We start from the raw sequence: 26846 nt of genomic DNA, 5'->3' as shown, positions 1-26846 counted from the left end.
GCGTCGGGGCCCACCGCAGGGACCGGGCCGGAGGTGCACGTGGACGTCGTCGTCGGACTGGACTCCGGGACGACGGCGACCAAGGCGGTCACCGCGGGCGTGCAGGCCCGGGTGCGCGACCTGGTCAGCGTCGGCTACCCGCTGCTGGTGCCCGCGCCCGGCCGGGCCGAGCTGGACGCCGGCCGCCTGCAGCAGGCCGCGGTGGAGGCGCTCACGGCGATCACCGCGCTGGCCCGCGACCGCGGCGACCGCGTCGTCGGGATCAGCCTCAGTGCCGCCATGCACGGCCTGGCGCCGATGGGCGGCGACGGCGCCCCGCTGGGCCCGGTGCTCACCTGGGCCGACGCGCGGGCCGCGGAGTGGGCCGACGCCCTGGTGGCCGACGGGCGCGCGTCGGGGCTGCACGCCCGGACCGGCACCCCGGTGCACGCCATGTCGCCGCTGGTCAAGCTGTCCTGGCTGCGCGCGCAGGACCCGGACCGGGTCGCGTCCACCCCGCGCTGGGGCGGGGTCAAGGAGCTCGTCCTCGCCGCGCTGTGCGGCGGCCCGCCGGTGGTCGACCGGTCGATCGCCTCGGCCACCGGCCTCTACGACGTGCACGCCGGCCGCTGGGACGACGAGGCGCTGGGCATCGCCGGGGTGCGGGCCGGCCAGCTCGGCGAGGTGCTGCCCACGACCGCCGTGCTGCCCGGGCTGCGCCCGGAGGTGGCCGCGGCCACGGGCCTGCCGGCGGGCACCCCCGTCGTCATCGGGGCCGCCGACGGCGTGCTGGCCAACCTCGGCATCGGCGCGGTGCGCCCGGAGGTCGCCGCGGTGTCGCTGGGCACCAGCGGGGCCATGCGGGTCGTCGTCCCTACGCCCACGGTGGACCCCGGCCGCCGGCTGTTCTGCTACGCGCTCACCGACGAGCACTGGGTGGTCGGGGGAGCGGTGAACAACGGCGGCTCGGTGGTGCGCTGGGCCTCCTCCGCGCTGGCCGCCGGACCGGGACACCCCGAACCGCAGGGCGAGCAGGCCGACGAGCTCGACGCCCGGCTGCTGGCCGAGGCCGCCGCGGTGCCCGCGGGCAGCGCCGGGCTGCTGTGCCTGCCCTACCTGCTGGGGGAGCGGGCGCCGTGGTGGCGCTCGGGCCTGCGCGGGGCCTACATCGGGCTGCGCCGCGAGCACCGCCGCCCGCACCTGGTGCGCGCCGCCGTCGAGGGGGTGTGCCAGCAGCTGGCGCTGGTCCGCGACGCGTTCGCCGCCACCGGCCTGCCGGTGGGCGAGGTGCGGGCCACCGGCGGTGCGGTCGCCTCCCCGCTGTGGGTGGCCACCCTGGCCGCCGCCCTCGACCTGCCGGTGCGGGTCGCGGACTCCCCGGAGGGCACCGGCCTGGGCGCCTGCCTGCTCGGCCTGCACGCGCTGGGGGCGCTGCCGGACCTGGACGCCGCGACGGCGCTGGTCGCGGTGCACGACCCGGTGGAGCCCGACCCCGCCGACGCCGCGGTCTACCGGGAGCTGCGACCGCTGGTGGAGCGCTCGACCGAGGCGCTGACCGGCGTCCTCACCGCCCTGGACTCCGCGGACGACAGTCCGACCACCCCCGTCTGACCCCGACCCGCCTGGAGGAAGCCGTGCCCGAGGTCGAACCGGCGCTGGGAGCCGGCCCGCTGCTGCTCATCGCGGCGGCCGCGGTCGGCGTCCTGCTGTTCCTGATCATGAAGCTGAAGCTGCACGCGTTCCTGGCGCTGGTGCTGGTCAGCCTGCTGGTGGCGCTGGCCACCCGGATCCCGCTCGAGGACGTGGTCAGCACGCTGACCTCCGGCTTCGGGTCGACACTGGCCAGCGTCGCGCTGCTGGTCGGGCTCGGCGCGATGCTCGGCCGGCTGCTGGAGCACAGCGGCGGGGCGCAGGTGCTCGCCGACAGCCTGATCGGCCGGTTCGGCGAGCAGCGCGCGCCGCTGGCCCTCGGCGTGGCCGCGCTGCTGTTCGGCTTCCCGATCTTCTTCGACGCCGGCCTCGTGGTGTTCCTGCCGATCCTGTTCACCGTCGCCGCCCGGCTCGGTGGCTCGCTGCTGACCTACGGCCTCCCGGTGGCCGGCGCCTTCGCCGTCATGCACGCCTTCGTGCCCCCGCACCCCGGCCCGGTCGCCGCCGCCGAGCTGATCGGCGCCGACATCGGCCTGGTCCTGGTCTTCGGGCTGCTCGTCGGGCTGCCCACCTGGTACCTCGGCGGCTACCTGTTCGGCCTGTGGGCCGGCCGCCGCTACGACGTCGCGGTGCCGGACATCCTGAGCGAGGCCAAGCCGCTGGACGACACCCCCGACCCCTCGGTCGAGGGCACCTCCCCGGGCGTGGCCGCAGGCGCCGGAGGGCGGACCGGCACGGCCACCCGCCCGGCCCCGCCCCGCTTCGGCACCGTCGTCGGCATCCTGCTGCTGCCGCTCGTGCTGATCTTCCTCAACACCGGGCTGACCACGCTGGCCACCGCCGGCGCGCTGGAGGAGACCTCGCTGCTGGTGCGCACCGGCCAGCTGCTCGGCGCCACCCCGGTCGCCCTGCTGGTCACCGTGCTCGTGGCGATGGTCGTCCTCGGCGTGCGCCGGGGGGAGAGCGCCGGGCAGGTCGAGTCCATCGTGAACAGCGCCCTGGGCCCGGTGTGCGCGATCATCCTCATCACCGGCGCCGGCGGCATGTTCGGCGGCGTGCTGCGGGCCAGCGGCATCGGGACGGCGCTGGCCGACGTCCTCGGCGACATCGGGCTGCCGGTCATCGTCGCGGCGTTCGTCATCTCGGTGCTGCTGCGGGTGGCCCAGGGGTCGGCGACGGTGGCGCTGACCACCGCGGCCGGGCTCATGGCCCCGGTCGTGGAGGCGACCGAGGGGCTCTCCTCGGTCGACCTCGCGCTCATCGTCATCGCCATCGCCGGTGGCGCGACCGTGCTCTCGCACGTCAACGACTCCGGGTTCTGGCTGGTCAGCCGGTTCTTCCGGATGGACGAGAAGACGACGCTCAAGACCTGGACGGTGATGGAGACCCTGCTGGGCACCATCGGCTTCCTCATCGCCCTGGTGCTGAGCCTGTTCCTGTGAGCGCCCCCGGCCCGGGACGTCCCGGTGCCGCGCCGCAGCTCCCGCAGGGCGGCCGACGCTGCGAGGTTCCTCACGGGACGGCTGGGGTCCGCGGGATTGTCACGGTCGGGTGACGCCCCTTACGGTGGCTCCCGTCCGGTCGGTCGTGTCCTCCCCGTCGGGGGAGCCCGGTCGGACGCCGCCGAGTCGCATCCGTCCCGCGGACGCGAGCCGGGGACCCACCGCACGTCTGGGGTGAATCCCGCCCGCGCGCACCCCGCGCGAGCCGGTAGGGCTGCTTCCCGCCCGAACCCGTCAGCTGACCCGGTAGGCGGCATCCGGAAGGAACGGAGCACTCCGCATGTCCCGCCCACGGGCCCTCGCGGTCCGCCGGTGCACCCGGCCGCACGCACCCCGCGTCCCCTCCCCGGCCTGCTGACCGGCACCTGACCGCGCTCGCCGGCAGACACCTCCGCCGGCGGCCCCGTGCACCGCCGCCCCCGGCCGCCCTCCCCGACGGGAGGAGCGGCCCCCGCGCGCCCTCTCGCCCCGGAGCTCCCTCCCCGATGGACACCCAGCACCTCCCGGCCGTCCCGGCCGACCAGCCCGCCACCCGTGCCGCCCGCCGCCGCTCGCGGCCGCCCGGCCGGCGCCCGGCCGTCCTGCTGGCCACCGCCGCCGCGGGCGCCGTCGTCGTCCACACCCTGCTCGGCGGCCCGCCGGCGGCCGAGGCGGAGCGCCCGGCCGAGACGGTCACCGCCTCGGTGAGCGTCGCCGAGCAGCTGGGCATCACCGCCGAGGCCGCGCAGCGGCCGCTGACCGCCCCGGCGCCCCCCGAGCTGGCCCCGCTGGAGGACCTCGCCGCCTCCCGCAGCGACCGCGCGGCCGCCGAGGCGCAGGCCGCGCAGGTCCAAGCCGCGGCCGAGCAGGCCGAGCGGGACCGCCTGGCCGCGGAGCAGGCCGCCGCGGAGAGGGCGGCCGCGGAGGCCGCCGCCCGGGAGGCCGCCGAGCGGGCTGCCGCCGAGGCCGCCGCCGAGGCCGCTGCCCGTGAGGAGGCCGCCGCCGCGGAGCGCGAGGCCGCCGAGCGTGAGGAGGCCACCCCCGCCGCGGCCGCCCCCGCCGCCGCGCCGAAGAGCTCCTCGTCCGCCGCGCCCAAGGGCTCCTTCAAGGAGTACGCGCTGGCGCAGGTCGGCAGCGCCGAGCAGTTCTCCTGCCTGGAGGAGCTGTGGGGCAAGGAGAGCGGCTGGAACCCCAATGCGCAGAACCCCACCAGCACCGCCTACGGCATCCCGCAGTTCCTCGACTCGACCTGGAAGAGCACCGGCATCGCCAAGACGTCGGACGGCTACCGACAGATCGACGCCGGCCTGGTCTACATCGAGAACCGCTACGGCAGCCCGTGCGGCGCCTGGTCGCACTCGCAGGCCAAGGGCTGGTACTGAGCAGGCCGGTCCAGCGCGTCAGCCGCGCGGGGCGTACATGATCAGGGCCACGCCGGCCAGGCAGACCAGGGCGCCGGCGACGTCGAAGCGGTCGGGTCGGTAGCCGTCCAGCACCACGCCCCAGGCCAGGCTGCCGGCGACGAACACCCCGCCGTAGGCGGCCAGGACCCGGCCGAACGCGGCGTCCGGCTGCAGGGTGGCGACGAACCCGTAGGCCCCGAGCGCCACCACGCCCAGGCCGATCCACAGCCAGCCGCGGTGTTCCCGGACGCCCTGCCAGACCAGCCAGGCACCGCCGATCTCCAGCAGGGCGGCGGCGAGGAAGAGGACGACGGAGCGGGCGACCAGCACGGCCGCATGCTCCCAGGCGGGTCGGCGTCCGGGTGCCGGAGCGTGGTGGACTGCCCGGCGTGACCGTGCGCCCCGTCCCGTCCGGCTTCGTGCGCGCGCACACCCAGGTCCGCCGGCCCTCGCTGGTGCCGGAGGTGCGGCTGCACGTCGCCGACGACGTCGTCGCGCTGTGGGAGGCCATGGAGGCCGCCGACGGCGGCGCGGGGGAGGCGCCGCCGTTCTGGGCCGCCGCCTGGCCCGGCGGCCAGGCGCTGGCCCGGTACGTGCTGGACACCCCGGCGGCGGTCGCCGGTCGGGCCGTCCTCGACCTGGGCTCGGGCAGCGGGCTGGTGGCGCTGGCCGCCCGCCTCGCCGGCGCCCGGTCGGTGCTGGCCAGCGACGTCGACCCGTTCAGCCGCACCGCGGTGGGCGTCAACGCCGGCCTCAACGGCGTGGCGGGGATCAGCGTCACCGGCGACGTCCTCGGCCGGGACCCGGTGGGCGCGGACGTCGTCCTGGCCGGCGACGTCTGCTACGACCGGGAGATGACCGAGCGGGTGCTGCCGTTCCTGGACCGGGCGCGGGCCCGCGGCTGCGCGGTGTACGTCGGCGACCCGGGCCGCCCCTACCTCCCGCACGACCGCTTGGAGGCGGTCGCGGTCTACGACGTCCCGGAGACCGAGGGCCCCGGCCCCCGGCGGACGACGGTCTGGCGGCTGCCCTGAGCGGAGCGGCCGCGGGCGGCACGGAGGGCCAGCAGGCCGTAGCCGACCAGGTTGGGCGCCAGCGCGACGGTGTAGATGCCGGCCTGGACGGCGGGGGCGGCCACGTCCAGGCCGAGCGGGCCGACGACGTGGTGGCCCAGGAAGCCGCCGGTGTAGGGCCCGGCACCGGCCCGCTCGCGCAGCGCCAGCTCCAGCTCGGTCAGCGGGCAGGGCGCGCCGGCCAGGTGCACCGCGAGGATCGCGGCGGACACCGGCGCGTGCAGCAGCAGCACCCGCGGCCGGCGCAGCGCGACCAGCGCGCCCGTGACCATGAGGACGACGGCGAGCGCGTGCACTCCCGCGACCAGGTGCGCCCACAGCACACCCCCAGGGTGGCACGCCCGACCCGTCCGGGCGGCCGCCCGCCGGCCGGCGGCCTCTCGCGCGCGGGAGTCCACGGGGGCGAGGATGGGCCCATGAGTGAGCAGGACCCCGCCGGCGCGGACCCCGGCCCGGGCAGCCGGGTGGGCCGGTCGGTGGAGGACTTCGTCGGCCAGCTGCGTGCCTTCAGCGACCGGGCGCGCGGCCTCGCCGCCGGCGCGGCCGGCGCCGTGCCGGTGTCGTTGCCGCGGCTGCCCTCGCCGCCCGGCGCGATGTCGGCCGCGCAGCTGCGCGCCATCGACCGGGCGGTGCGCAGCCAGCGGCAGCAGATCGCGGCGATGACCGCCCAGCTGCAGGCCTTCGACGAGCAGCTGGCCGTCTTCGAGCGGATCCTCGACCCGCTGGTGGAGTGGAGTGCCACCTGGGCGCGGCTGGAGGAGTCGGTGGCCGACCTGGTGCGCCGCCCCGGCGACCCCGACGGCCGCCCGCCGGCGGGCCCGCCCGGGACGCCGCCGTCCGGCACCGCCTGAGGGAGGACCGCCCGCGGCGGTCAGCGCTGGTCGCGGCGCAGCGGGTGGTCCGCGGGCACCTGCACCAGCACGATGCGGACGCCCTCGGGGTCGGCGACCCAGGCCTCGACCAGGCCCCACGGCTCGGTCCGCGGGCCGCGCAGCACCGCCGCCCCGGCCGCGGCCAGCCGGTCGACCTCGGCGGCCACGTCCCGCACCTGGACCCACAGCGCCATCCCGCGGGGTGGCTCGTCGCCGGGCCCGGAGACCTCCAGCAGGCCGTTGCCGAGGAAGAACACCACCCCCGGGTGCTCCGGCGGGCCGAACTCGCGGTGCACGGCCAGCCCCAGCACGTCGCGGTAGAAGGCCTGCGACCGCGCCGGGTCGACCGGGCGCAGCAGCACCCGGCTGCTCAGCACGTCCACCCGGCATCATGGGCCGTCGTGACCGCCGCCGCTGACGACCGCCGCCGGCTGCGGGCCGACTGTGCCTCCTGCGCGGGGTTGTGCTGCGTCGCGCCGGCGTTCGCCGCCTCGGCGGACTTCGCGGTCGACAAGCCGGCCGGGGTGGCCTGCCGGCACCTGCAGCGGGACTCCCGCTGCGGCATCCACGGCGAGCTGCGCGAGCGCGGGTTCCCCGGGTGCACGGTCTTCGACTGCTTCGGGGCCGGCCAGCAGAAGGACCCCCCGCCCCCCACCGCTCGCACGCTCGCAGCGGGCCCCTGCGGGCGGCCGGCGGCGTTCGGCGTGCAGCGGCTGCTGCACGAGCTGCTCTGGTACCTCGCCGAGGCCCTCGCCCTGGACGCCGCCGCGCCGCTGCACCGCGAGCTCGGCGCCCTCCGGGAGCGCGCCGGACGGCTCACCGCAGCGGCGCCCGCGGAGCTCGCCGCCGTCGACACCACCGTCCTGCAGGCCGAGGCCGGCGCGCTGCTGGGCTCGGTCAGCGAGCTGGCCCGCTCCGGCCTGCGGCCGCGCGGCCGGGACCGGCGCGGCGCCGACCTGGTCGCGGCCGACCTGCGGCGCCGGCCCCCCGCAGGGGCCCGCCGCGAGCGTGCGAGCGGTGGGGGGCGGGGGGTCCTTCGTCTGGCCGGGGCGCTGTTCCTCACCCGGCGCCAGGTCGCCGCCGCCCGCGGCGACGCCGCCACGGTCCTGCCCGACGGCCTGGAGCACCCGGCGCGCTGGGAGGCCACGTGACCGACGCCGAGCGGTGGGTGCAGCGGCACCGCGGCGGGGCGGCAGCGGCCGACGTCCTCGCGTTCGCCGACCGGCTGCCCGGGGTGACCGTGGCGGTGCTGACCGGCCGCTGGCGGGGTGCCGAGCTGCCCACCGGCCACCCCCTGGACGGGCTGCTCACCGCCCACGGCTGGTGGGGCAAGGAGGTCCTCGACGCCGACACCGTGCACCCGCTGCTGTTCCCCGACCGGTCCGGCCGGCCGCGCCCGGTCGACCCGACGCTCGCCCCGCTCGCCCTGCTGCACCGCCGTCCCGGGCCGGCCCGCAGCCGACCGGCCCGGCTGGCGTTCGCCGTCGCGCGCCCGCTGCTCACCACCCGCCGCCCCGCCGCCCGGCTGTGGCCGGTGGTGCACCGCGGCGTGCCCACGACCGCGCTGGTCTACGACCGGCTGCCGGTCGTCGACGTCTTCCGGCAGGTCACCCCGGACCTGCTGCTCGGGCTCATGGACGCCCGCGGCCGGCCGGACCGCTTCGCCTTCCTGCTCGAGCGGACCTAGCCGCCCGGCTCGTCCGGCCGCGGGCGGCGGCGCAGCAGGCCGGTCACCGAGCCGACCCGGTCGGTGGCCTGCCGCAGCCCGTGCACCAGCGGCAGCAGGTCCTCCGCGACGGTGCGCAGCGTCTCGGGCACGGTGTCGACCACCGGGTCGTCGAGCACCCGCCCGACGCGCTCCAGGCCGGGCCGCAGCGCCCGCACCGGCTCCTCCAGCTCCTCGACCAGGCCCTCCAGCCGCTCGGCGGTCCGCTGGGCGGACGCGACGGTCTCGGTGGCCACCCGGGTGGCCGCGATCAGCTCCCGGACGGCGGTGTTCAGCTCGGCCATGGTGCGGGGCAGCTGGGCCAGCGCCTCGGTCTGCTCGCGCAGGACGTCGACCAGGTCGGACAGCCCCGGGATGCGGGGCAGGCCCAGGCCGCGGAAGGGGTCCACCGGCCAACCGTGGGGGACGGCGGCCGCCCCCGCAACCGGCTACAGCGCCTTGAGGATGTCCTCCACCCGGACGCGGGCGTCCCCGAAGAGCATGCGGGTGTTCTCCCGGAAGAACAGCGGGTTCTGCACGCCGGCGTAGCCGGTGCTCATCGACCGCTTGAACACCACGACGTGCTCGGCCTCCCACACCTGCAGCACCGGCATGCCGGCGATCGGGCTGCCCGGGTCCTCCAGCGCGGCCGGGTTGACCGTGTCGTTGGCGCCGATGACCAGCACGACGTCGGTCTTGGCCAGGTCGTCGTTGATCTCGTCCATCTCCAGGACGACGTCGTAGGGGACCTTCGCCTCGGCCAGCAGCACGTTCATGTGCCCGGGCAGCCGGCCGGCGACCGGGTGGATGCCGAACCGCACCTCGATGCCCTTCTCGGTGAGCGTGCGGGTCAGCTCGGCGACCGGGTACTGCGCGTGGGCCACCGCCATCCCGTACCCGGGGGTGATCACCACCGACCGCGCGTCGCGCAGCAGCTCGGCGACCTCCTCGGCGGTGGTCTCGGTGTGCACGCCGTCCTCGGTGCCGGAGGCGGTGCTGCCCTCGTTGCCGAAGCCGCCGGCGATGACCGACAGGAAGGAGCGGTTCATCGCCCGGCACATGATCCAGGACAGGTAGGCACCGGAGGAGCCGACCAGGGCGCCGGTGATGATGAGCAGGTCGTTGTCCAGCAGGAAGCCCGACGCGGCCGCGGCCCAGCCCGAGTAGCTGTTGAGCATGGACACGACGACCGGCATGTCGCCGCCGCCGATGGAGGCGACCAGGTGCCAGCCCAGCGCCAGGGCCAGCGCGGTCACCGCGAGCAGCAGGCCGAGGGACGGCGTGGCGACGAAGGCGACGGTGAGCGCGGCGAAGGCGACCAGCGCGCCCAGGTTGAGCCAGGTGCGCCCGGGCAGCATCAGCGGGTTGCTCTTGATCCGGGCGGACAGCTTGAGGAAGGCGACGACCGAGCCGGTGAGGGTGACCGCGCCGATGAAGACGCCGATCGCCACCTCGGCGGAGTGGATGCCGAGCAGCTCGGCGGGCACCTCCTCCTGCTCGCCCGGGCGGGCCTCCACCGACAGGTAGCCGTTCCACCCGACCAGGACCGCGGCCAGGCCGACGAAGCTGTGCAGCAGGGCGATCAGCTCGGGCATGCCGGTCATCTCGACGCTGCGGGCCCGCCACAGCCCGATCGCGGCCCCGCCGGCCATGGCCACGACGATCAGCCCGACGGCGGCGGCCGAGATGCTCTGCGCGGCCAGCCCGACGGTGGCGGCCAGGGCGACCGCCATGCCGGCGATCCCGGCGGCGTTGCCGGACTTCGCCGTCTCGTGGCGGGACAGGCCGGCCAAGCTGAGGACGAACAGCAGCGCGGCGACGACGTAGGCGGCGGCCGCGGCGGACGTGGTGGTCACCGGTCAGCGCTCCCTGCTCGTGACGGGGGTGGCGCTGAGGGCCGGGGTGGCGCGGGCCGGGCCGCGGGTGAACATGGCGAGCATACGGCGGGTCACCGCGAAGCCGCCGAATACGTTGATGCTGGCGACCAGGACGGCGATCGTGGCCAGCACCGTCACCACGGCGCTGGTGTGGCCGACCTGCAGCAGGGCGCCGACCACGATGATCCCGGAGATCGCGTTGGTGACGCTCATCAGCGGCGTGTGCAGCGCGTGGTGCACGTTGCCGATGACGTAGAAGCCCACGACGACGGCCAGCGCGAACACCGTCAGGTTGCCGATCAGCTGGCTCGGCGAGGCGGCGGCCAGCAGGAACAGCAGCAGCGCCGCGACGCCCACGACGGCCGCGGTGCGGGTGGGGGAGCGCGGTTCCCGGACGGCCGGCGTCGCGGCGGGGCGGGGCGCCGGTGCGGCCGAGGCCCCGGGGGCCGGCGCCGCGGACACCTGCACCGGTGGGGGTGGCCAGAGCAGCTCGCCGTCGCGCACCACGGTCATCGAGCGCTGCACGACGTCGTCCAGGTCGAGCACCAGCCGGCCGTCCTTGCCGGGGGTGAGCAGGGTGACCAGGTTGACCAGGTTGGTGCCGAACAGCTGCGAGGCCTGCCCGGGCAGCCGGGCGGGCAGGTCGGTGTAGCCGATGATCGTGACCCCGTTCGGGGTGCGGACCACCTGGTCGGGCACCGAGCCGGCCACGTTGCCGCCCTGCGCGGCGGCCATGTCCAGCACCACGCTGCCCGGGCTCATCGAGGCCACCATCTCCTCGGTGATCAGCCGCGGCGCCGGGCGGCCGGGGATCAGCGCGGTGGTGATCACGATGTCGACCTCCCGCACCTGCTGGGCGTACATCACCGCCGCCCGGGCGTTGAAGTCCTCGCTGGTCACCGACGCGTAGCCGGTCCCGCCGCCGGCGGCCTGCTCCTCCTCGCCGGCGGGCACGCCGACGTACTGGCCGCCCATCGAGGCGATCTGCTCGGCGACCTCGGGGCGGACGTCGGTGGCGCGGACGACGGCGCCCAGGCTGCTGGCCGCCCCGATCGCGGCCAGCCCGGCGACGCCGGCGCCGACGACGAGCACGGTCGCCGGGGGCACCTTGCCGGCCGCGGTCACCTGGCCGGTGAAGGAGCGGCCGAAGGCGTGCGCGGCCTCGATGACCGCCCGGTAGCCGGCGATGTTGGCCATCGAGGACAGCACGTCCAGCGACTGGGCGCGGGAGATGCGCGGCACGGCGTCCATGGCCAGCGCGGTGACCGGCCGGGCGGCGAGCGCGGCCAGCAGGTCGGCGTCCAGTGCCGGCGCCAGGGTGCTGACCAGCACCGCGCCCTCCCGCAGCAGGCCGACCTCCTCGACGGTCGGCCGGGCCACGTGCAGCACCAGGTCCGCACCCCACGCCTGCGCGCGGGTGCCCAGCCGGGCGCCGGCCTCGAGGTAGGCGTCGTCGGGGAGGCTGGCGCCCGCCCCGGCGCCGGTCTCCACCAGCACCTCGTGGCCGAGCGCGGCCAGCCGGCGCACGGTGGCCGGTGTCGCCGCCACGCGGGTCTCGCCGGGCCGGGTCTCCCTGGGCACTCCGATGAGCACGTGCGGTCCCTCCTGCGCGGGTCGGGGGGACGGCGGGCGCGGGGCACCCCGCAGCGCTCCGCCGTCCCCGCGGAGTGTGCCGTGCGGCGGGCCGGATGGGAACGCTCACCCTCCGCAGTGCCGGTGGCGGCCGGCCCCGCGACCGGGCCTGCGGCGCCACCCGGGCGGGTGAGGGCCGGCGTCGCCGACTGGAGGTGCACCCCGGGGTGGCGTACTCCTCTGGAGGACGGACGACCGGCACGGGTGCCGGGCGCCGCCACGTGGGGGGAGGGTGGATGACCGCGACGAGCGCGACCGCCGAGTCGTCGGTGCCGCCCGAGGTCGTCTCCTCGGTCTTCTACGGGGCCGCGGTGAGCGACACCCTCGTATTCCTCGTCGCCGAGCTGGTCGGCGGCACCCCGCGGATCGCCTGGGGCAACGAGGGCGCCACCCGGCTGCTCGGCTACGGGCTGGCCGACCTGCGCGCGCTGCCGGTCTCCGCCCTGGTGCCCACGCTGCGCGGCGGTGAGGTCCGGCTGCTGCTGCGCCGGGAGCGCACCGCCTGGATGACCCTGCCGGTGCGCACGGCCAGCGGCGCGCTCGTCGAGGTCCGGGTGACCTGCACGCCGTCGCCGGGCGGGCGCACCTGGACGCTGCGGCTGGTGCCGGTCGACCACGACTCCGAGCGGGCCCTGCGGGCCACCGCGGACGCCCACGAGCAGCGCTTCACCACGCTGACCGAGCGCTCCCCGGTGCCCACGCTGCTGTCGGAGCAGGGCATGCGGCTGGCCCACGTCAACGACGCCTTCTGCACCCTGGTGGGGCTGCCGGCCGAGCAGTTGCTGGGCACCGGCTGGATGGCCTCGGTGCACCCCGAGGACCTCGACGGCGTCATCGAGCAGGTGGTCGCCGTCCTCGGCGGGGGCGACGGGGAGACCACGGCGCGGCTGGTCCGCACCGACGGCACCGAGCGCACGACGGTCATCCGGTTCGCCCACCTGGTCACCCCCGGCGTCGGCGCCGGCTTCGTCGGCACCATCGAGGACGTCACCGAGCGGCTGGCCTTCGAGGCGCGGCTGGCCCACCAGGCCAGCCACGACCCGCTCACCGGGCTGCCCAACCGCACCCTGCTCGCCGGGCACGTGGCCCAGCGGTTCCGGCCGGGCACCGGCGGGCTGGCCGTGCTGTTCCTCGACCTGGACGACTTCAAGGTCGTCAACGACTCCCTCGGCCACGCCGCCGGCGACGAGCTGCTCGTCGAGGTCGCCACCCGGCTGCGTGCCACGGTGCGCCCCGGCGACCTGGTCGCCCGCTTCGGTGGTGACGAGTTCGTGGTGGTCTGCGAGGGCGTGGACCAGCCGGAGGCGGTGGCCCTGGCCGAGCGGATCTCCGCCGCCCTCGCCCGGCCGGTGCCCCTGGGCGGGGTGGACGTCCGCCCGCACGCCAGCGTCGGGGTGACCGTGCAGACCGCCGAACACGGCGACGCCGAGGAGCTCATCCGCGACTGCGACATCGCGATGTACCAGGCCAAGGCGGGCGGCAAGGGTCAGATCACCGTGCTGGACCAGCGGGCCCGCGACCGGGCGCGGGACGAGCTGCGGCTGGTGGCCGAGCTGCGCGAGGCCATCGAGCGGCGTGAGATCACCCTGCTGTACCAGCCGATCCTGCGCGCCGACGACCGCACCCCGGTGGCCGTGGAGTCGCTGGCGCGCTGGCACCACCCCGAGCGCGGGCCGGTCAGCCCGGGGGTGTTCGTCGCCCTGGCCGAGCAGAGCGGCCTGATCGGCGCGCTGGGCCTGCTGGTGCTCGACCTGACCTGCCGGCAGCTGGCCGAGTGGGACCGGCTGCTGGGCGCGGCCGCTCCGCAGCGGGCCAGCGTCAACGTCTCGGCGCTGCAGCTGGACGGCCGGCTGCACGGCGCCGTCGTCACCGCGCTCGAGCGGCACGGGCTGGCGCCGACCCGGCTGTCCATCGAGATCACCGAGTCGGCGCTGGCGAGGGACCCGGCATCAGCCCGCGCGGTGCTCACCCAGCTGCGCGACCTGGGCGTCTCGCTGTCCATCGACGACTTCGGCACCGGCTACTCCTCGCTGGCCCACCTGCGCCGCCTGCCGGTGGACTGCCTCAAGGTGGACCGCTCCTTCGTCGCCGAGCTGGCCGACGGGCACGCCGAGATCGCCACGGCGGTCATCGCGCTGGCCCGGAGCCTCGACCTGACGACCGTCGCCGAGGGCGTGGAGACCGAGGAGCAGGCCACCCGGCTCGCGGAGCTCGGCGTGGGCCACCTGCAGGGCTTCGACCTGGCCCGGCCGATGACCGGCGCCGCCACGGCCGCCTGGTACGCCGCGCGCGCCCGATGACCGTCCCCCTCCGACCCCTGGGAGCGCCCGTGCCCGCGACCCTGGCCGCCGCGCCGTCCTTCGACCTCGACCGGGTGCTGGCCAGCATCGACACGATGGCCGCGCAGGCACCGGTCGCCGCCCAGCTGGTGTCGATCGCCGACGCCGAGGACACCGACGCGCGCACGCTGGCCCGGGTGCTCGCCTCCGACGTCGCGCTGGCGGGGCGGGTGATGAAGCTGGCCAACTCCGCCTACTTCGGCATGCGCGGGCGGGTCACCTCGCTGCAGTTCGCGGTCACCGTCGTCGGCTTCACCACCGTGCGGACGATGGCCACCGTCGCGCTGACCGGTCTGGACGACGAGTCGCGGCTGCCGGAGGGGTTCTGGTCGATGAGCACCTGCGTGGCGCTCGGCTCGGCCGCGCTGGCCCCGCGCTTCGGCGAGCGCCCGCAGGACGCGCTGTGCCTGGGGCTGCTGGCCCCGCTCGGCGCCGCGCTGCTGTTCCACGACGACGAGGACGGCTACGGCGAGCTGTGCGCCGCCGAGCCGACCGCGGCCGGGCGGCGGGTCGCCGAGGTGCGCCGCTACGGCGTGCACGCGCTGCGGCTCACCGCGGTCGCCCTGGAGCAGTGGGGCTTCCCGCCGAGCATGCTGCTCCCGCTGACCGCGGTCGACGACCCCGCCAGCGAGGACGGCGCGCTGCTGCGCGCGGCCCTGGAGGTCGCCGCCCGGCTGACCGTCGAGGACCACGTGCCGGTGCCGGTGGAGGAGCTCACCTGCGGACGGCTCGGGGAGGACGCCGTCCCACCGGTGCTCGAGCGGGTGCGCACCGAGGCCGAGGAGCTGCGCCTGGCGATGCTCGGCTGAAGAAGGACCCCCCGGCCCCCCACCGCTCGCAGGCTCGCGGCGGGCCCCTGCCGGGGGGCCACCTGCGCCTGCGAGCGGCGGGAGGACCAGACCCGGTTCAGCGGGTGTAGGGCGCCCCGAGCGGGTCGACCGTGTCGTGGGCGTCGACGTCGGCGGCCAGCCGGGACAGCGCCCACTCCCCGTCGCCGAGCAGGTGGTCGATCGCGGTGAGCCGGCTGGTGTGGTGCCCGATGGAGTACTCCGCGGTCACCCCGATCCCGCCGTGCAGCTGGATCACCTCCTTGCCGATGTGCCGGCCGGCGCGGCTGGTCTGCAGCCGGGCGCGGTCGGCCGCGGCGACGACGTCCCCGCCGGCGTCCTGCACCATCGAGGCCCACAGCGCGGTGCTGCGGGCCAGCTCCAGCGACACGTACATGTCCGCGGCGCGGAAGGTGAGCGCCTGGAACCGGTTGAGTGTCACGCCGAACTGCTTGCGGGTCTTGAGGTAGTCCGCGGTGGTGCGCAGTGCGGTGTCCATCGAGCCGATGGCCTCGTGGGCGTAGGCGATGCGCGCCTGCGCCAGCACCTGCTCGACCTGCGCCGTCCGGTCGGCCGCGCTCTCGCCGAGCAGCTCGGCGGGGGTGCCGTCGAGCCGGACGTGCGCCGCGCGGCCGCCGTCGTGGGTGCGGTAGCCGGTGCGGGTGAGGCCGGCGGCGTCCCCGCGGACGAGGAACAGCGAGGTGCCGCCGTCGACCACCGCCGAGACCACCAGCACGTCGGCGCGGGCGCCGTTGAGGACCGGCTCCTTGACGCCGGACAGCGTCCAGGAGTCGCCGTCCCGCGTGGCGGTGACGGCCACGGCCGACGGGCTCCAGCGGGTGCCCGGCTCGGCGTGCGCGACGGCGGCCAGCGTGGTGCCCTCGGCGATGCCGCCGAGGACCTCGGCCCGCTGCTCGTCGGTGCCGGCGGCGGCGACCAGCCCGCCGGCCAGCACGACCGCCTCGACGAACGGCTCGGGTGCCAGCACCCGGCCGATCTCCTCGGCGACGACGGCCACCTCGATCGGGCCGGCGCCCATGCCGCCGTGCTCCTCGGCGAAGGGCAGGCCCAGCAGGCCCATCTCCGCCATCCGCGCCCACGTCTTCTCGTCGAAGCCGGGGTCGGTGCCGGTCACCCGGCGGCGGTGCTCGGCATCGCCGTAGGCGCGCTCCAGCAGGCCGCGGACGGCCTCCCGCAGGTCGTGCTGCTCGCTGTCGAAGGTGAAGTCCACGGTTGCCTCACAGCCCCAGGATCGTGCCGGCGATGATGGTGCGCTGCACCTCGTTGGAGCCTCCGTAGATGGAGACCTTGCGGTAGTTCAGGTACTCCGGCGTGGCCACCCGGGCCCAGTCGGGGACCGCGGAGCCACCGTCGGCGAACGACGACACCGACAGCGGGCCGGCGATGTCGACGACCAGCTCGGTGGCGGCCTGCTGCAGCTCCGAGCCGCGCAGCTTGAGCACCGAGGACGCCGGGTGCGGCTTGCCGTCGGTGGAGTGCGCGACGACCCGGAGCGCGGTGAGCTCCAGGGCCAGCAGCTCGTTCTCCAGCTCGGCGATGCGGGCGGCCATCCGCGGCTCGGCGGCCAGCGGGCGGCCGTCGACGGTGACCTCGCGGGCGTACGCCTTGGCCTGCGACAGCAGCCGCTTGGTGGCGCCGATGCGGGCGATGCCGACGCGCTCGTTGCCGAGCAGGAACTTCGCGTAGTCCCAGCCGCGGTTCTCCTCGCCGACGAGGTTCTCGGCGGGGACGCGGACGTCCTCGAAGAAGACCTCGTTGACCTCGTGCCCGCCGTCGATGAGCTCGATCGGGCGCAGCGTGACCCCGGGGGAGTCCATCGGGAAGACCAGCATCGAGATGCCGCGCTGCTTCTTCTCCGCCGTCGGGTCGGTGCGCACCAGGCAGAAGATCCAGTCGGCGTGCTGGCCCAGCGTCGTCCACGTCTTCTGGCCGTTGACGACCCAGTCGTCGCCGTCGCGGACGGCGGTGGTGCGCAGGCTGGCCAGGTCGGAGCCGGCGTCGGGCTCGGAGAAGCCCTGGCACCACCAGATGTCGATGTTGGCCGTCGCGGGGAGGAAGCGCTCCTTCTGCTCCTGGCTGCCGAACGCGGCGATGACCGGGCCGATCATGCTGGCGTTGAACGGCAGCGGCTCGGGCACGCAGGCCAGCTGCATCTCCTCGCGCCAGATGTGCATCTGCAACGGGGTCCAGCCGCGGCCGCCCCACTCCACCGGCCAGTGCGGCACGGCCAGCCCGGCGGCGTTGAGCGTCCGCATGGACTCGACCAGCTGCTCCTTGGTCAGGTCCCGGCGGGCCGCGACGGTGTCGCGGATCTCCTGCGGTACCTGCGTGGTGAAGAACGTCCGCATCTCCTCCCGGAAGGACGCCAGCTCCGGGGACAGTTGCAACCGCATCGGGCCTCTCTCCTGACGGCGGGGCAGCCGCCGTCTCGCAGGGTGTGCACCCGACGATCCCACACGAGCTACCGGCGGGTAACCCTCGGGGCGGACGGGCTCCCCGTCGGTGGGAACGGGCGGACGCAGCCACCCGTTGCCCGGCCATGGAGCTGACCTGTCCCAAGTGCCACGGCACGATGCGCACCTACGAGCGCAACGGGGTGCACGTCGACCAGTGCACCGAGTGCCGCGGCATCTTCCTCGACCGCGGGGAGCTGGAGCGGCTGATCGACGCCGAGGACGCCTGGCACGGCGGCGGCCGGCCGGCCGGGGCGGCGTCCTCCGCCTCCGGGACGGCGCCGGCCGGGTACGGCGGCCCGGGTCACGGGTCGGGCTCCGGTCACGGGTCGGCCGGGGGGTACGGCGCGGGCGGGCTGGGTGCCGTCGTCGGCGAGGTGCTCAGCCAGGTGCAGAAGAAGCAGCAGCACTCCTCCGGGTACGGGCACTCCGGCAAGCGCAAGCAGTCCTTCCTGGGTGAGCTGTTCGGCTGAACCGCGCACGGGGCACGCAGGGTGTCGTGTTCGACGTCGACTGGATGGGCCGGCTGGGCCGCGAGGTGCTCCGCGAGCGGCTGCCCGCCCTCGTCGCCGAGACGTGCGCCTGGAGCGTGGGCCTGTCCGACCGGCCGCACCACGAGCGGCGCCGCGGCCGGCTGACCGAGACCGGCGGGACGATCGGCGACCGCATCGCCCGCGGGCAGCCGGTGTCCGGCGAGGAGGACGGCCGGCTCGACCTCGGCGACGCCCGCCCGGGCAGCTTCCGCGACGTGCTCAACGCGGTGGACGCCGGCGGCGTGCTGTTCGCCGACCGGTTCGACCGCGAGGTGCTCGAGCCCTTCGTGCTGGCCACCTGCGTGCTGGCCGCGGAGCGGGCCCGGGCGACCCGGCCGGCGGAGTGGGCCGAGCTGCTCGACGACCTCGGGGAGGACGGCAGCGACCTGCCGGGTGTCGTCCGCGCGGGGGAGTGGGAGGCCGCGCTGCACACCGAGGCCGAGCACCTGGTGCTGGCCGCGCTGGCCGACCAGCCCCTGCTGGCGGTCGAGGCCGAGGGGCTGCCCCTGTCGCTGGTGCGGGCGGCCGAGGCGCTGGCCCGCGACGCCGCCCCGCCCCCGCCCGCACCCGCCGAGGACCCGGCCGCCTCCGGCGCGGTCTTCCTGGCCCGGGCCGCGGTCGCCGGCCTGGACCGGCCGGTGCCGCCGGCGCAGGCCGACCGGGTGCTCGCCGCGCTGCTGGCCGAGGGCATCGAGCCCGACGAGCTGCCCGCCGTCCTGCCGCACCTGCCGCTGGCGCCGGGCACCGCCGACGCCGTCCTCACCCTCCTGGACGCCGGCCGCTGAGCGCCCGCAGGTCCGGTCCGTCACGATGGACGGCGGGGGGCCCGGGCGCCGGGTCCCCGCGGACGGAGGACGCGATGACCGGACAGCAGCCGATCGAGCCGGACGCGATCCTCGGGCGGGACGGGTCCGCCGTCCCGCGGGGTGCCGGCGGCGTGCCGCAGCCGCTGCCGCCGCTGCTCCCCGCGCTGGCCCGGGTGGCCCTGGCCGGGCCGCTGCTCGCCGCCTCGGCGGTGGCACTCACCGCGGCCGCCGCCGTCACCGCCATCGAGCTGGCCACCCGGGTGAGCCGGCCGCGGTCCGGTGCCGTGGGGCCGCTGCTCCCCGGCGGTCTCCAGGTCACCATCACCCGGATCGAGATCCGCTTCCCGTCCTGACTGCGGAGGCCTTCCGCGCGCGGAAGGCCACGACCCGGAGGCCTTCCGCGCGCGGAAGGCCACGAGACGCCGCTACAGGTCCAGCGGCAGGCCGGTGTAGTTCTCGGCCAGCTCGCGAGCGGCGGGCTCCGAGGAGCACACCCGGCGCAGCTGGGACAGCTGCAGCTCGGCGTCGAACTCGTCGCCGGCGGTGTGCAGCATCGAGGTCATCCACCACGAGAAGTGGGTGCACCGCCACACCCGGGCCAGCGCCCGGTCGGAGTAGGTGTCGGCCAGGTCGGTCTCCTTGTCCTGCAGCAGCCGGACCAGCGCCTGGGCGAGCAGGGTGACGTCGGCGACGGCCAGGTTGAGACCCTTGGCGCCGGTCGGCGGCACGATGTGCGCGGCGTCGCCGGCGAGGAACAGCCGGCCGCGGCGCATCGGGGCGCTGACGAAGGAGCGCATCGGCAGCACCGACTTCTCCGTCACCGGCCCGCGGTTGACCGACCAGCCGTCCAGGGCCATCCGGCTGTCGAGGGCGTCCCAGATCCGCTCGTCGGACCAGTCCTCGACCCGCTCGGCCGGGTCGACCTGCAGGTAGAGCCGCGACACCGACGGCGAGCGCATCGAGTACAGCGCGAACCCCTCGGGGTGCCAGGCGTAGACCAGCTCGTCGGTGGCGGGGGCGGCGTCGGCCAGGATGCCCAGCCACGCGTAGGGGTAGGTGCGCTGCCACACCCGCCCGCCGGCGGCCTGCACCAGCGCGCGCGAGGGGCCGTGGAAGCCGTCGGTGCCGGCGACCGCGTCGCACTCGAGCACCTGCGGGACGCCGTCGGCGTCGGTGAACCGGATGCGGGGGGAGTCGGTGTCGACGTCCTCCGGGTTCACGTCGGACACCTCGAACAGCAGCGGCGGGCCGCCGTCCAGCTGCGCGCTGATGAGGTCCTTGACCACCTCGGTCTGCCCGTAGACCCACACCGTGCGCCCGCACAGCGACGGGAAGTCCAGCGTGTGGCGCACCCCCGGGTACTGCAGGTGGATGCCGGAGTGCTCCAGCCCCTCGCGGCGCAGCCGGTCCCCGAGACCGGCGGCGGTCAGCGTGTCGACCGTGTGCTGCTCCAGCACGCCGGCGCGGATCCGGGCCTGCACGTAGTCCCGCGACCGGTTCTCCAGGACGACGGAGTCGATGCCCCGCAGCGCGAGCAGCCGCGACAGCAGCAGGCCGGCCGGGCCGGCGCCGATGATCCCCACCTGAGTGCGCACGGGTGCGAGTGTGACCGCCGCTACGCCGGGAGGGGAACCGGACGCTCCCGCTCAGCGGAAGGACTGCACCCGGGACAGCTCCCGCCCGATGCCCCGCGCGGCGACCTCCAGCACCGGGACCAGCCGCAGCAGGTCCCGCCGGTGGCTGGGGACGACGATGCCGAGGGCCGCCACGACCGCCGGGCCGGTCGCCCGCTCGGCGCGCACCGGGACGGCGACGGACAGCGTGCCCAGCGACATCTCCTCGGCGGTGCGGGCGTACCCGCGGCGGCGGGCCTCGGCGAGCTCCCGCCGCAGCCGCCCGGGGTCGACGACGGTGTGCCGGGTGGCGCGGGCGGGGGCCCGCAGGACGGCGTCCACCACGTCCTCGGGTGCGGCGGCCAGCAGCACCTTGCCCACCCCGGTGGCGTGCAGCGGCAGCCGGCTGCCCACCTGGCTGACCACCGGCACCGACTCGCGGCCGGAGATCCGCTCCACGTACAGCGCCGAGCGGTCCTCGCGGACGGCGAGGTGCACGGTGTCGCGGGTGGCGGTGTGCACGTCGAGCAGGAACGGCGCGGCCAGCTGGCGCAGCTCGAGCTGGACGGGGGCGAGCAGCCCGAGGTCCCACAGCCGGCGGCCGATCTCGTAGCGGCCGTCCGGACGGCGGGTCAGCGCCCCCCAGGCGGTGAGCTCGGCGAGCAGCCGGTGGGCCGTGGTCAGCGGCAGCGCGGCGCGCTCGGCGATCTCGGACAGCGACAGCCGGGGGGCACGGGCGTCGAAGGCGCCGAGGACGGCCAGCGCGCGGGAGGTGACCGACCGCCCGGGCGTGCTGCTGCGACCGGCCACGGCACCTCCGCCCTTCCGCCCACCGGAAGCGGACGCTTGGGGACCGTACCCCCCGGGCCGTACGTTGCCCGCCATGACCGGCATCACATCGCACCGCGGGCTCGTCCTGCCGCGGTACCTGCGCGAACCGGCCGGACGACGGACGCCCGTCGGCTCGCCCGACTACCGGAGCACCGGGCTGCGCGCGCCGCTGCGGACGCCGGTCGACCTGCCGCACCGGCTCACCGAGGTGACCGGCCCGGTGCTGGGTGAGGACCGGGTCCGGCCGGAGGACGCCGACCTGACGCTGCGCGGCGGCGGCGAGGCGGTCGGCCAGCGGATCCTGGTGTACGGCCGGGTCCTGGACAGCGACGGCCGCCCGGTGCCCGACGCGCTGGTCGAGGTGTGGCAGGCCAACGCGGCCGGCCGCTACCGGCACGTCGGCGACAGCTTCCCCGCGCCCCTGGACCCGCACTTCGACGGGCTGGGCCGGGTGGTCACCGACAGCCTGGGCCGCTACGAGTTCCTGACGATCAAGCCGGGCGCCTACCCGTGGGGCAACCACCACAACGCCTGGCGGCCGGCGCACATCCACTTCAGCCTGTTCGGCCGGGCCTTCACCCAGCGGCTGGTCACCCAGATGTACTTCCCGGACGACCCGCTGTTCGGCCAGGACCCGATCTTCGCCGCCATCCCCGCGGCCGCGCGGCACCGGGCGGTCAGCCGGTTCTCCCTGGAGCGCACGCAGGCGGACTGGGCGCTGGCCTTCGAGTGGGACGTCGTGCTGCGCGGCACCGACCAGACGCCGTTCGAGGCCGACGACGACGGGGACGTGGCGTGACGACAGCCGAGGGAGCATCGCAGGGAGCGCCAGCGACCGAGGAGCGGACCGAGGCGCGGAGTCGCGCGGGAGGACGTGGCATGAGTCGACCGATCGTGGACCCGCTGGAGGTCCCCGACGCCACGGGGCCGTACCGGCCGCGGTCGGGCCGGCGCGGCTCCGGCTTCCTCACCGAGCCGTTCCGGCTGGGGCCGACCCCGAGCGCCACGGTGGGCCCCTACCTGGCGATCGGCCTGACCTGGCCGGACGGCGCCTGGGCCGCCGCCGAGGGCACCCCGGGCGGCACCTGGGTCCGCGGCCGGGTGCTCGACGGCGCCGGCGACCTCGTCCCCGACGCGATGGTGGAGACCTGGCAGGCCGACCCGGACGGCCGCTTCCCCTCCCCGGAGGACCCGCGTGGCCCGTCGTCGCACCCCGGCTTCCGCGGGTACGCACGGGTGCAGACGGTGCACCCGCCGGGAGAGTTCGCGGTCTTCACCCTCAAGCCCGGGCGGGTGCCCGATGGGGAGGGCGGCCTGCAGGCGCCGCACGTCGACGTGTCGGTCTTCGCCCGCGGCCTGCTCGACCGCGTGGTCACCCGTATCTACTTCGCCGACGAGGCCGCGGCCAACGCCGAGGACGCCGTCCTGCGGGGGCTGACCGACGAACAGCGGCGCACCCTGCTCGCCGAGCCGACCGGGGACGGCTACCGCTTCGACGTGCACCTGCAGGGCGACCGGGAGACGGTGTTCTTCGCGGTATGAGCCTGTTCGACGGGACCTTCGCCCGCGGCGGGGCCGCGGCCGCCGTCTCCGACGACGCCTGGGCGCGGGCGCTGCTGGCCGTGGAGGCCGCGCTGGCCCGCGCCGCGGCCCGGTTGGGGCTGGTGCCGGCCGACGCCGCCGACGCGGTCACCGCCGCCTGCGCGCACCCGGAGCGGCTGGACCTGGCCGCCGTGGCCGCGCGGGCCGCGGACGCCGGCAACCCGGTGCCCGCGCTGGTGCGGGTGCTGCTGGACGCGGTGGGGGCGCGCGGCGCGGCCGCCGTGCACGTCGGGGCGACCAGCCAGGACGTGCTGGACACCGCCCTGGTGCTGCTGGCGCGGGACGCCGTGGCGGCGCTCGATGCCGACCTGGCCGCGGCCGCCGAGCTCGCCGCGGCCCTCGCCCGCACCCACCGGGACGACGTGGTCGCCGGACGCACGCTGATGCAGCAGGCGCTGCCCACGACGTTCGGGCTCAAGGCCGCCGGCTGGCTGGCCGGGCTGGACGGCGCGAGGCTGCGGCTGGCCGAGGCGGTCGCCACGCTGCCGGTGCAGTACGGCGGCGCGGTGGGCACCCTGGCGGCGTCCGGCGGCTCGGGGGTGGCGCTGCGGGCGGCGCTGGCCGACGAGCTGGGGCTGGCCACCACCGCCGTCGGGTGGTCCACCGTCCGGCTGCCGGTCGCCGACCTGGCCGGTGCGCTGGGTGCCGCCGCCGGGGTGGTCGCCACCGTGGCCGTCGACGTCGTCCTGCTCGCCCAGACCGAGGTGGCCGAGGTCGCGGAGGTGGCGGAGGGCCGCGGCGGGTCCTCGGCGATGCCGCACAAGCGCAACCCGGTGGCCGCGATCTCCGCCCGGGCCTGCGCCCGCCGCGCGCCGGGGCTGGTGGCCACCCTGCTGGCGGCGATGGAGCAGGAGCACGAGCGGGGCGCCGGGGCGTGGCAGAGCGAGTGGCCGACGCTGACCGGGCTGCTCGGCACCGTGGGGTCGGCGGCGTCCTGGCTGGCCGAGAGCCTGCGCGGGCTGCGACCGGACACCGCCCGGATGGCCGCCACCGCCGCGGCCGCCGCCGAGGGCCCGCTTGCCGGCGCGCTGGCCGAGGCGCTGACGCCGTCCCTCGGGAAGGGAGCAGCGCACGACGCGGCGGCCGCCGCCGTCCGCGAGGCCCGCGACGCGGGGCGCCCGCTGGCCGAGCTGGTCGCCGCGCGCACCGACGTCGACGTGCGCGCGGTGCTCGCCGCCGGTAGACCCGACGTCGGGGAGGCCGGCGCCCAGGTGGACGCCGCCCTGGCCGAGCACGCCGCACTCGTGGAGGGACGTCAGTGACAGCCGTCGAGGTGTCGTACACCGAGGACGGGCCGGCCGACGCGCCGGTCGTCGTCCTGTCCAACTCCCTGGGCGCGACGCGCGGGATGTGGGACCCCCAGGTGCCCGCGCTGGCCGAGCGCTACCGGGTGGTCACCTACGACACCCGCGGCCACGGGGCGTCGCCGTCCCCGGCCGGGCCGTACGGCCTCGACGACCTGGTGGACGACCTGGTCGCGCTGCTCGACCGGCTCGGCGCGCGGCGCGCGCACGTGGTGGGGCTGTCGCTGGGCGGGATGACCGCGCTGCGGCTGGCCGCCCGGGAACCGGACCGGGTGGACCGGCTGGTCGCCATGGCCACCTCGGCGAAGCCGGACCCGCAGGGCTTCCTGGACCGGGCCGCCGCCGTGCGCGCCGACGGCACCGCGAGCATCGCACCGGCCGTGGTCGCCCGGTGGCTGACGCCGCAGTACGCCGCCGGGCACCCCGAGCTGGTCGCCCGGCTGGAGGGCATGGTCGCGGCGGCGGACGACGAGGGCTACGCGCTGTGCGCCGAGGTGGTGGCCGCCGTCGACCTGCGGGCCGACCTCGGCCGGATCACCGCGCCGACGCTCGTGGTGTCCGGCGCGGAGGACCCTGCGCTGCCCCCGCCCCACCAGCAGGCCATCGTCGACGGCATCGCCGGCGCCGCACTGGTGTCGGTGAGCCCGGGTGCGCACCTGCCGAACCTGGAGCAGCCGCTGGAGGTCACCGGGGCGCTGCTCGGCCACCTGGACGCCGCCGGCGAGCACGCCTGATGGACGACCGGGAGCGCCGGGAGGCCGGCACGGCCACCCGCCGCGAGGTGCTCGGTGACGCCTGGGTGGACCGCGCGGTCGCCGGCACCACACCGTTCACCGCCGACTTCCAGGACTTCATCACCCGGGTGGCCTGGGGGGACGTGTGGCAGCGGCCGGGGCTGTCCCGCCGGGACCGCAGCCTGATGACGTTGTCGATCACCGTCGCGCTGCGGCACTGGGACGAGTTCGCGCTGCACGTGCGGGCGGCGCGGAACAACGGGCTGACCGACGCGGAGATCGCCGAGGTGCTCCAGCACGCCGCGGTCTACGCCGGCGTCCCGGCGGCCAACCACGCGTTCAAGGTCGCCGGTCCGATCCTCGAGGAGCTGCGCGGCGGGAGGTGACGGACGGTCGGCCCTCCTGCAGGGACCCGCCGCGAGCTCGCGAGTGGTGGGGGGCAGGAGGGTCCTTCTTCAGGCCGGGCGGCCGCTGCCCTCCCGCAGCAGCCGCACCAGCGCGTCGGTCGAGGAGTCGGCGTCGTACTCCGGCGCGGCCTCGCTCTGCAGCTTCGGCGCGAGCTGGTTGGCCATGACCTTGCCCAGCTCCACGCCCCACTGGTCGAAGGAGTTGATGCCCCACACCACGCCCTGGGTGAAGACCCGGTGCTCGTAGGCGGCGACCAGCTGGCCGAGGACCGACGGCGTCAGCTTCGGCGCCACGAGGACGTTCGACGGGCGGTTGCCCGGCATCACCCGGTGCGGCACCACCGCCTCCGCCGTCCCCTCGGCGGCCACCTCTTCCGCGGTGCGGCCGAAGGCCAGGGCCCGCGGCTGGGCCAGGAAGTTGGCCAGGAGCAGGTCGTGCATGCCGTCCAGGCCGCGGTCGCGGGCGAGGTCGTTGGGCTGGGCGAAGCCGACGAAGTCCGCCGGCACGAGCACCGTGCCCTGGTGCAGCAGCTGGTAGAACGCGTGCTGGCCGTTGGTGCCCGGCTCGCCCCACACGACCTCGCCGGTCGCGACGTCGACCGGGGCGCCGTCGACCCGCACCGACTTGCCGTTGGACTCCATGCACAGCTGCTGCAGGTAGGCGGGGAAGCGGGCGAGGTACTGGGAGTAGGGCAGCACCGCCTGGCTCTGCGCGCCGAAGAGGTCGACGTACCAGACCGAGATCAGCCCCAGCAGCGCCGGCAGGTTCTCCTCGTACGGGGCGGTGCGGAAGTGCTCGTCCATGGTGTGGAACCCGTCGAGCATCTCCCGGTACCGCTCCGGGCCGATCGCCACCATCAGGGAGAGCCCGACGGCGGAGGTGAAGGAGTACCGGCCGCCCACCCAGTCCCAGAAGCCGAACATGTTGGCGGTGTCGATGCCGAACTCCGCCACCTTGCCGGCGTTGGTGGAGACGGCGACGAAGTGCCTCGCGACGGCGTCGGGGTCACCGCCCAGGCCCTCGACCAGCCAGCGGCGGGCCTCCCGGGCGTTGGTCAGCGTCTCCTGGGTGGTGAAGGTCTTGGACACGACGACGAACAGCGTGCTGGCCGGGTCCAGGTCGCGGGTGGCCTCGGCCAGGTCGGTCGGGTCCACGTTGGAGACGAACCGGAAGGTCAGCGACCGGTCGGAGGAGTCGCGCAGCGCCTGGTGGGCCATGGCCGGGCCGAGGTCCGAGCCGCCGATGCCGATGTTGACCACCGTGCGGATCCGCTGGCCGGTGTGCCCGGTCCACGCCCCGCCGCGCACCCGGTCGGCGACGTCCGCCATCCGGTCGAGCACCTCGTGCACGTCGCGCCGCACGTCCTGGCCGTCGACGTCCAGGCCGCTCCTGCGGGGGTCGCGGAGCGCGACGTGCAGGACGGCGCGGTCCTCGGTGGTGTTGACGTGCTCGCCGCGGAACACCGCCTCGGTGCGCTCGCGCAGCCCGGCCCGCTCGGCCAGCGCCGCGAGCAGCCGGACCGTCTCGCGGGTGAGCCGGTTCTTGGAGTAGTCCAGGTACAGGTCGCCGGCGGTGACCACGAGGTCGGTGCCGCGCCGGGGGTCCTCGGCGAACAGGTCCCGGAGGTGGCGGTCGCCCACCTGCCGGTGGTGCTCGACGAGTGCCTGCCACTCCGCGCTGTCCCTGACGCCCATGCGCCTAGC

At 76.4% G+C, this 26846-nt stretch carries 28 protein-coding genes and 1 riboswitch; of the genes, 17 read left to right on the top strand and 11 right to left on the bottom strand.

The annotated features are described in order from the left end of the window. Nucleotides 1-39: 39 nt before the first annotated feature. From RTG05_RS12485 to RTG05_RS12475, 3 genes are all read left to right on the top strand, one after another. Nucleotides 40-1590 (top strand): gluconokinase, encoded by a 1551-nt coding sequence (locus tag RTG05_RS12485; RefSeq protein ID WP_166528908.1) that lies wholly within the window; start codon nt 40-42, stop codon nt 1588-1590. A gap of 23 nt (nt 1591-1613) precedes the next feature. Further along, a complete protein-coding gene (locus tag RTG05_RS12480) occupies nt 1614-3071 on the top strand; it encodes a GntP family permease (RefSeq protein ID WP_166528907.1) in 1458 nt (485 codons plus the stop codon). A 169-nt stretch (nt 3072-3240) separates the two neighbouring features. Then, nucleotides 3241-3400: riboswitch (cyclic di-AMP (ydaO/yuaA leader) on the top strand. Between the two features lie 216 nt (nt 3401-3616). Beyond that, complete coding sequence (locus tag RTG05_RS12475) at nt 3617-4492, top strand: aggregation-promoting factor C-terminal-like domain-containing protein (RefSeq protein WP_166528906.1); 876 nt, start codon at nt 3617-3619, stop codon at nt 4490-4492. 18 nt (nt 4493-4510) lie between these two features. Here the strand turns inward: RTG05_RS12475 and RTG05_RS12470 are convergent, their stop codons facing one another. Then, nucleotides 4511-4843 carry a YnfA family protein gene (locus tag RTG05_RS12470; protein ID WP_166528905.1) on the bottom strand — a complete coding sequence of 111 codons (333 nt, stop codon included), beginning with the start codon at nt 4841-4843 and terminating at the stop codon, nt 4511-4513. A 59-nt stretch (nt 4844-4902) separates the two neighbouring features. On the opposite strand from RTG05_RS12470, the gene RTG05_RS12465 reads away from it, so the two are divergent. Beyond that, nucleotides 4903-5547, top strand: coding sequence for a class I SAM-dependent methyltransferase (locus tag RTG05_RS12465; protein ID WP_166528904.1), 645 nt, complete (start codon nt 4903-4905; stop codon nt 5545-5547). On the opposite strand, the gene RTG05_RS12460 is transcribed toward RTG05_RS12465, so the two are convergent. After that, nucleotides 5484-5909, bottom strand: coding sequence for a DUF2784 domain-containing protein (locus RTG05_RS12460; protein ID WP_166528903.1), 426 nt, complete (start codon nt 5907-5909; stop codon nt 5484-5486). The genes RTG05_RS12465 and RTG05_RS12460 overlap by 64 nt on opposite strands. A gap of 93 nt (nt 5910-6002) precedes the next feature. Here RTG05_RS12460 and RTG05_RS12455 point away from each other — a divergent pair, with 93 nt between their 5' ends. Next, complete coding sequence (locus RTG05_RS12455; RefSeq protein WP_166528902.1) at nt 6003-6437, top strand: hypothetical protein; 435 nt, start codon at nt 6003-6005, stop codon at nt 6435-6437. Nucleotides 6438-6457: 20 nt separating this feature from the next. Here the strand turns inward: RTG05_RS12455 and RTG05_RS12450 are convergent, their stop codons facing one another. Then, nucleotides 6458-6841 (bottom strand): VOC family protein, encoded by a 384-nt coding sequence (locus RTG05_RS12450; protein WP_166528901.1) that lies wholly within the window; start codon nt 6839-6841, stop codon nt 6458-6460. A gap of 18 nt (nt 6842-6859) precedes the next feature. Between RTG05_RS12450 and RTG05_RS12445 the strand changes: the two genes are divergently transcribed. Then, entirely contained in the window at nt 6860-7609 is a 750-nt protein-coding gene (locus tag RTG05_RS12445; protein ID WP_315911841.1) for a pentapeptide repeat-containing protein, read from the top strand. Then, on the top strand, nt 7606-8145 hold the full coding sequence (locus tag RTG05_RS12440) for a GXWXG domain-containing protein (RefSeq protein ID WP_166528900.1): 540 nt from the start codon (nt 7606-7608) through the stop codon (nt 8143-8145). Before RTG05_RS12445 ends, RTG05_RS12440 begins: the two co-directional genes overlap by 4 nt. On the opposite strand, the gene RTG05_RS12435 is transcribed toward RTG05_RS12440, so the two are convergent. The 3 genes from RTG05_RS12435 to RTG05_RS12425 are packed head-to-tail and all read right to left on the bottom strand — an operon-like array spanning nt 8142 to nt 11633. Beyond that, a complete protein-coding gene (locus RTG05_RS12435; protein WP_166528899.1) occupies nt 8142-8573 on the bottom strand; it encodes a hypothetical protein in 432 nt (143 codons plus the stop codon). The two genes, RTG05_RS12440 and RTG05_RS12435, sit on opposite strands and share 4 nt — an antisense overlap. Nucleotides 8574-8612: 39 nt before the next feature. After that, nucleotides 8613-10019, bottom strand: coding sequence for a Re/Si-specific NAD(P)(+) transhydrogenase subunit beta (pntB, locus tag RTG05_RS12430; RefSeq protein ID WP_166528898.1), 1407 nt, complete (start codon nt 10017-10019; stop codon nt 8613-8615). Between the two features lie 3 nt (nt 10020-10022). Next, nucleotides 10023-11633: a Re/Si-specific NAD(P)(+) transhydrogenase subunit alpha gene (locus RTG05_RS12425; protein WP_166528897.1), complete on the bottom strand. Its 1611-nt coding sequence runs from the start codon at nt 11631-11633 to the stop codon at nt 10023-10025. 275 nt (nt 11634-11908) lie between these two features. Between RTG05_RS12425 and RTG05_RS12420 the strand changes: the two genes are divergently transcribed. Together RTG05_RS12420 and RTG05_RS12415 are read left to right on the top strand one after the other, a co-directional pair. After that, complete coding sequence (locus RTG05_RS12420; protein WP_166528896.1) at nt 11909-13972, top strand: putative bifunctional diguanylate cyclase/phosphodiesterase; 2064 nt, start codon at nt 11909-11911, stop codon at nt 13970-13972. 29 nt (nt 13973-14001) lie between these two features. Continuing rightward, on the top strand, nt 14002-14820 hold the full coding sequence (locus RTG05_RS12415) for an HDOD domain-containing protein (protein ID WP_315911840.1): 819 nt from the start codon (nt 14002-14004) through the stop codon (nt 14818-14820). Nucleotides 14821-14917: 97 nt separating this feature from the next. Here RTG05_RS12415 and RTG05_RS12410 read toward each other — a convergent pair whose 3' ends face one another. Both RTG05_RS12410 and RTG05_RS12405 read right to left on the bottom strand, forming a co-directional pair. Next, nucleotides 14918-16069: an acyl-CoA dehydrogenase family protein gene (locus RTG05_RS12410; RefSeq protein WP_166528894.1), complete on the bottom strand. Its 1152-nt coding sequence runs from the start codon at nt 16067-16069 to the stop codon at nt 14918-14920. Nucleotides 16070-16076: 7 nt separating this feature from the next. Next, a complete protein-coding gene (locus tag RTG05_RS12405) occupies nt 16077-17252 on the bottom strand; it encodes an acyl-CoA dehydrogenase family protein (RefSeq protein ID WP_166528893.1) in 1176 nt (391 codons plus the stop codon). A 146-nt stretch (nt 17253-17398) separates the two neighbouring features. On the opposite strand from RTG05_RS12405, the gene RTG05_RS12400 reads away from it, so the two are divergent. The 3 genes from RTG05_RS12400 to RTG05_RS12390 all read left to right on the top strand — a co-directional run bounded on the left by RTG05_RS12400 (nt 17399) and on the right by RTG05_RS12390 (nt 19004). Continuing rightward, nucleotides 17399-17785, top strand: coding sequence for a TFIIB-type zinc ribbon-containing protein (locus tag RTG05_RS12400; protein WP_166528892.1), 387 nt, complete (start codon nt 17399-17401; stop codon nt 17783-17785). A gap of 26 nt (nt 17786-17811) precedes the next feature. Further along, on the top strand, nt 17812-18630 hold the full coding sequence (locus RTG05_RS12395) for a hypothetical protein (RefSeq protein ID WP_166528891.1): 819 nt from the start codon (nt 17812-17814) through the stop codon (nt 18628-18630). 74 nt (nt 18631-18704) lie between these two features. After that, a complete protein-coding gene (locus RTG05_RS12390) occupies nt 18705-19004 on the top strand; it encodes a hypothetical protein (protein ID WP_166528890.1) in 300 nt (99 codons plus the stop codon). Between the two features lie 72 nt (nt 19005-19076). Here the strand turns inward: RTG05_RS12390 and RTG05_RS12385 are convergent, their stop codons facing one another. Further along, entirely contained in the window at nt 19077-20246 is a 1170-nt protein-coding gene (locus RTG05_RS12385; RefSeq protein WP_166528889.1) for a 4-hydroxybenzoate 3-monooxygenase, read from the bottom strand. A gap of 51 nt (nt 20247-20297) precedes the next feature. Further along, a complete protein-coding gene (locus RTG05_RS12380; protein WP_166528888.1) occupies nt 20298-21074 on the bottom strand; it encodes an IclR family transcriptional regulator in 777 nt (258 codons plus the stop codon). A gap of 73 nt (nt 21075-21147) precedes the next feature. Here RTG05_RS12380 and pcaH point away from each other — a divergent pair, with 73 nt between their 5' ends. From pcaH to pcaC, 5 genes are all read left to right on the top strand, one after another. After that, a complete protein-coding gene (gene pcaH, locus RTG05_RS12375; RefSeq protein ID WP_166528887.1) occupies nt 21148-21894 on the top strand; it encodes a protocatechuate 3,4-dioxygenase subunit beta in 747 nt (248 codons plus the stop codon). A gap of 80 nt (nt 21895-21974) precedes the next feature. Beyond that, nucleotides 21975-22637 (top strand): protocatechuate 3,4-dioxygenase subunit alpha, encoded by a 663-nt coding sequence (pcaG, locus tag RTG05_RS12370; RefSeq protein WP_166528886.1) that lies wholly within the window; start codon nt 21975-21977, stop codon nt 22635-22637. Continuing rightward, nucleotides 22634-23959 carry a lyase family protein gene (locus tag RTG05_RS12365; protein ID WP_166528885.1) on the top strand — a complete coding sequence of 442 codons (1326 nt, stop codon included), beginning with the start codon at nt 22634-22636 and terminating at the stop codon, nt 23957-23959. The genes pcaG and RTG05_RS12365 overlap by 4 nt, the downstream gene beginning before the upstream one ends. After that, nucleotides 23956-24735: a 3-oxoadipate enol-lactonase gene (pcaD, locus tag RTG05_RS12360; RefSeq protein WP_166528884.1), complete on the top strand. Its 780-nt coding sequence runs from the start codon at nt 23956-23958 to the stop codon at nt 24733-24735. The genes RTG05_RS12365 and pcaD overlap by 4 nt, the downstream gene beginning before the upstream one ends. After that, nucleotides 24735-25121: a 4-carboxymuconolactone decarboxylase gene (gene pcaC, locus RTG05_RS12355; RefSeq protein WP_166528883.1), complete on the top strand. Its 387-nt coding sequence runs from the start codon at nt 24735-24737 to the stop codon at nt 25119-25121. Before pcaD ends, pcaC begins: the two co-directional genes overlap by 1 nt. A 69-nt stretch (nt 25122-25190) precedes the next feature. Here pcaC and pgi read toward each other — a convergent pair whose 3' ends face one another. Continuing rightward, nucleotides 25191-26837 (bottom strand): glucose-6-phosphate isomerase, encoded by a 1647-nt coding sequence (gene pgi / locus RTG05_RS12350; RefSeq protein WP_166528882.1) that lies wholly within the window; start codon nt 26835-26837, stop codon nt 25191-25193. Nucleotides 26838-26846: the final 9 nt, after the last annotated feature.

It is taken from the genome of Geodermatophilus sp. DSM 44513, assembly GCF_032460525.1.
GTDB lineage: Bacteria > Actinomycetota > Actinomycetes > Mycobacteriales > Geodermatophilaceae > Geodermatophilus.
Note: the sequence above shows the minus strand (reverse complement) of the source record. Positions and strands in the feature narration are given on the sequence as shown.

Coding starts and splice junctions, on each gene's coding strand:
- RTG05_RS12475 (WP_166528906.1), top strand. CDS start 3,617: ATGGACACCCAGCACCTCCCGGCCGTCCCGGCCGACCAGCCCGCCACC.
- pcaG (WP_166528886.1), top strand. CDS start 21,975: ATGAGTCGACCGATCGTGGACCCGCTGGAGGTCCCCGACGCCACGGGG.
- RTG05_RS12390 (WP_166528890.1), top strand. CDS start 18,705: ATGACCGGACAGCAGCCGATCGAGCCGGACGCGATCCTCGGGCGGGAC.
- RTG05_RS12365 (WP_166528885.1), top strand. CDS start 22,634: ATGAGCCTGTTCGACGGGACCTTCGCCCGCGGCGGGGCCGCGGCCGCC.
- RTG05_RS12420 (WP_166528896.1), top strand. CDS start 11,909: ATGACCGCGACGAGCGCGACCGCCGAGTCGTCGGTGCCGCCCGAGGTC.
- RTG05_RS12455 (WP_166528902.1), top strand. CDS start 6,003: ATGAGTGAGCAGGACCCCGCCGGCGCGGACCCCGGCCCGGGCAGCCGG.
- pgi (WP_166528882.1), bottom strand. CDS start 26,837: ATGGGCGTCAGGGACAGCGCGGAGTGGCAGGCACTCGTCGAGCACCAC.
- pcaC (WP_166528883.1), top strand. CDS start 24,735: ATGGACGACCGGGAGCGCCGGGAGGCCGGCACGGCCACCCGCCGCGAG.
- RTG05_RS12405 (WP_166528893.1), bottom strand. CDS start 17,252: ATGCGGTTGCAACTGTCCCCGGAGCTGGCGTCCTTCCGGGAGGAGATG.
- pcaH (WP_166528887.1), top strand. CDS start 21,148: ATGACCGGCATCACATCGCACCGCGGGCTCGTCCTGCCGCGGTACCTG.
- RTG05_RS12400 (WP_166528892.1), top strand. CDS start 17,399: ATGGAGCTGACCTGTCCCAAGTGCCACGGCACGATGCGCACCTACGAG.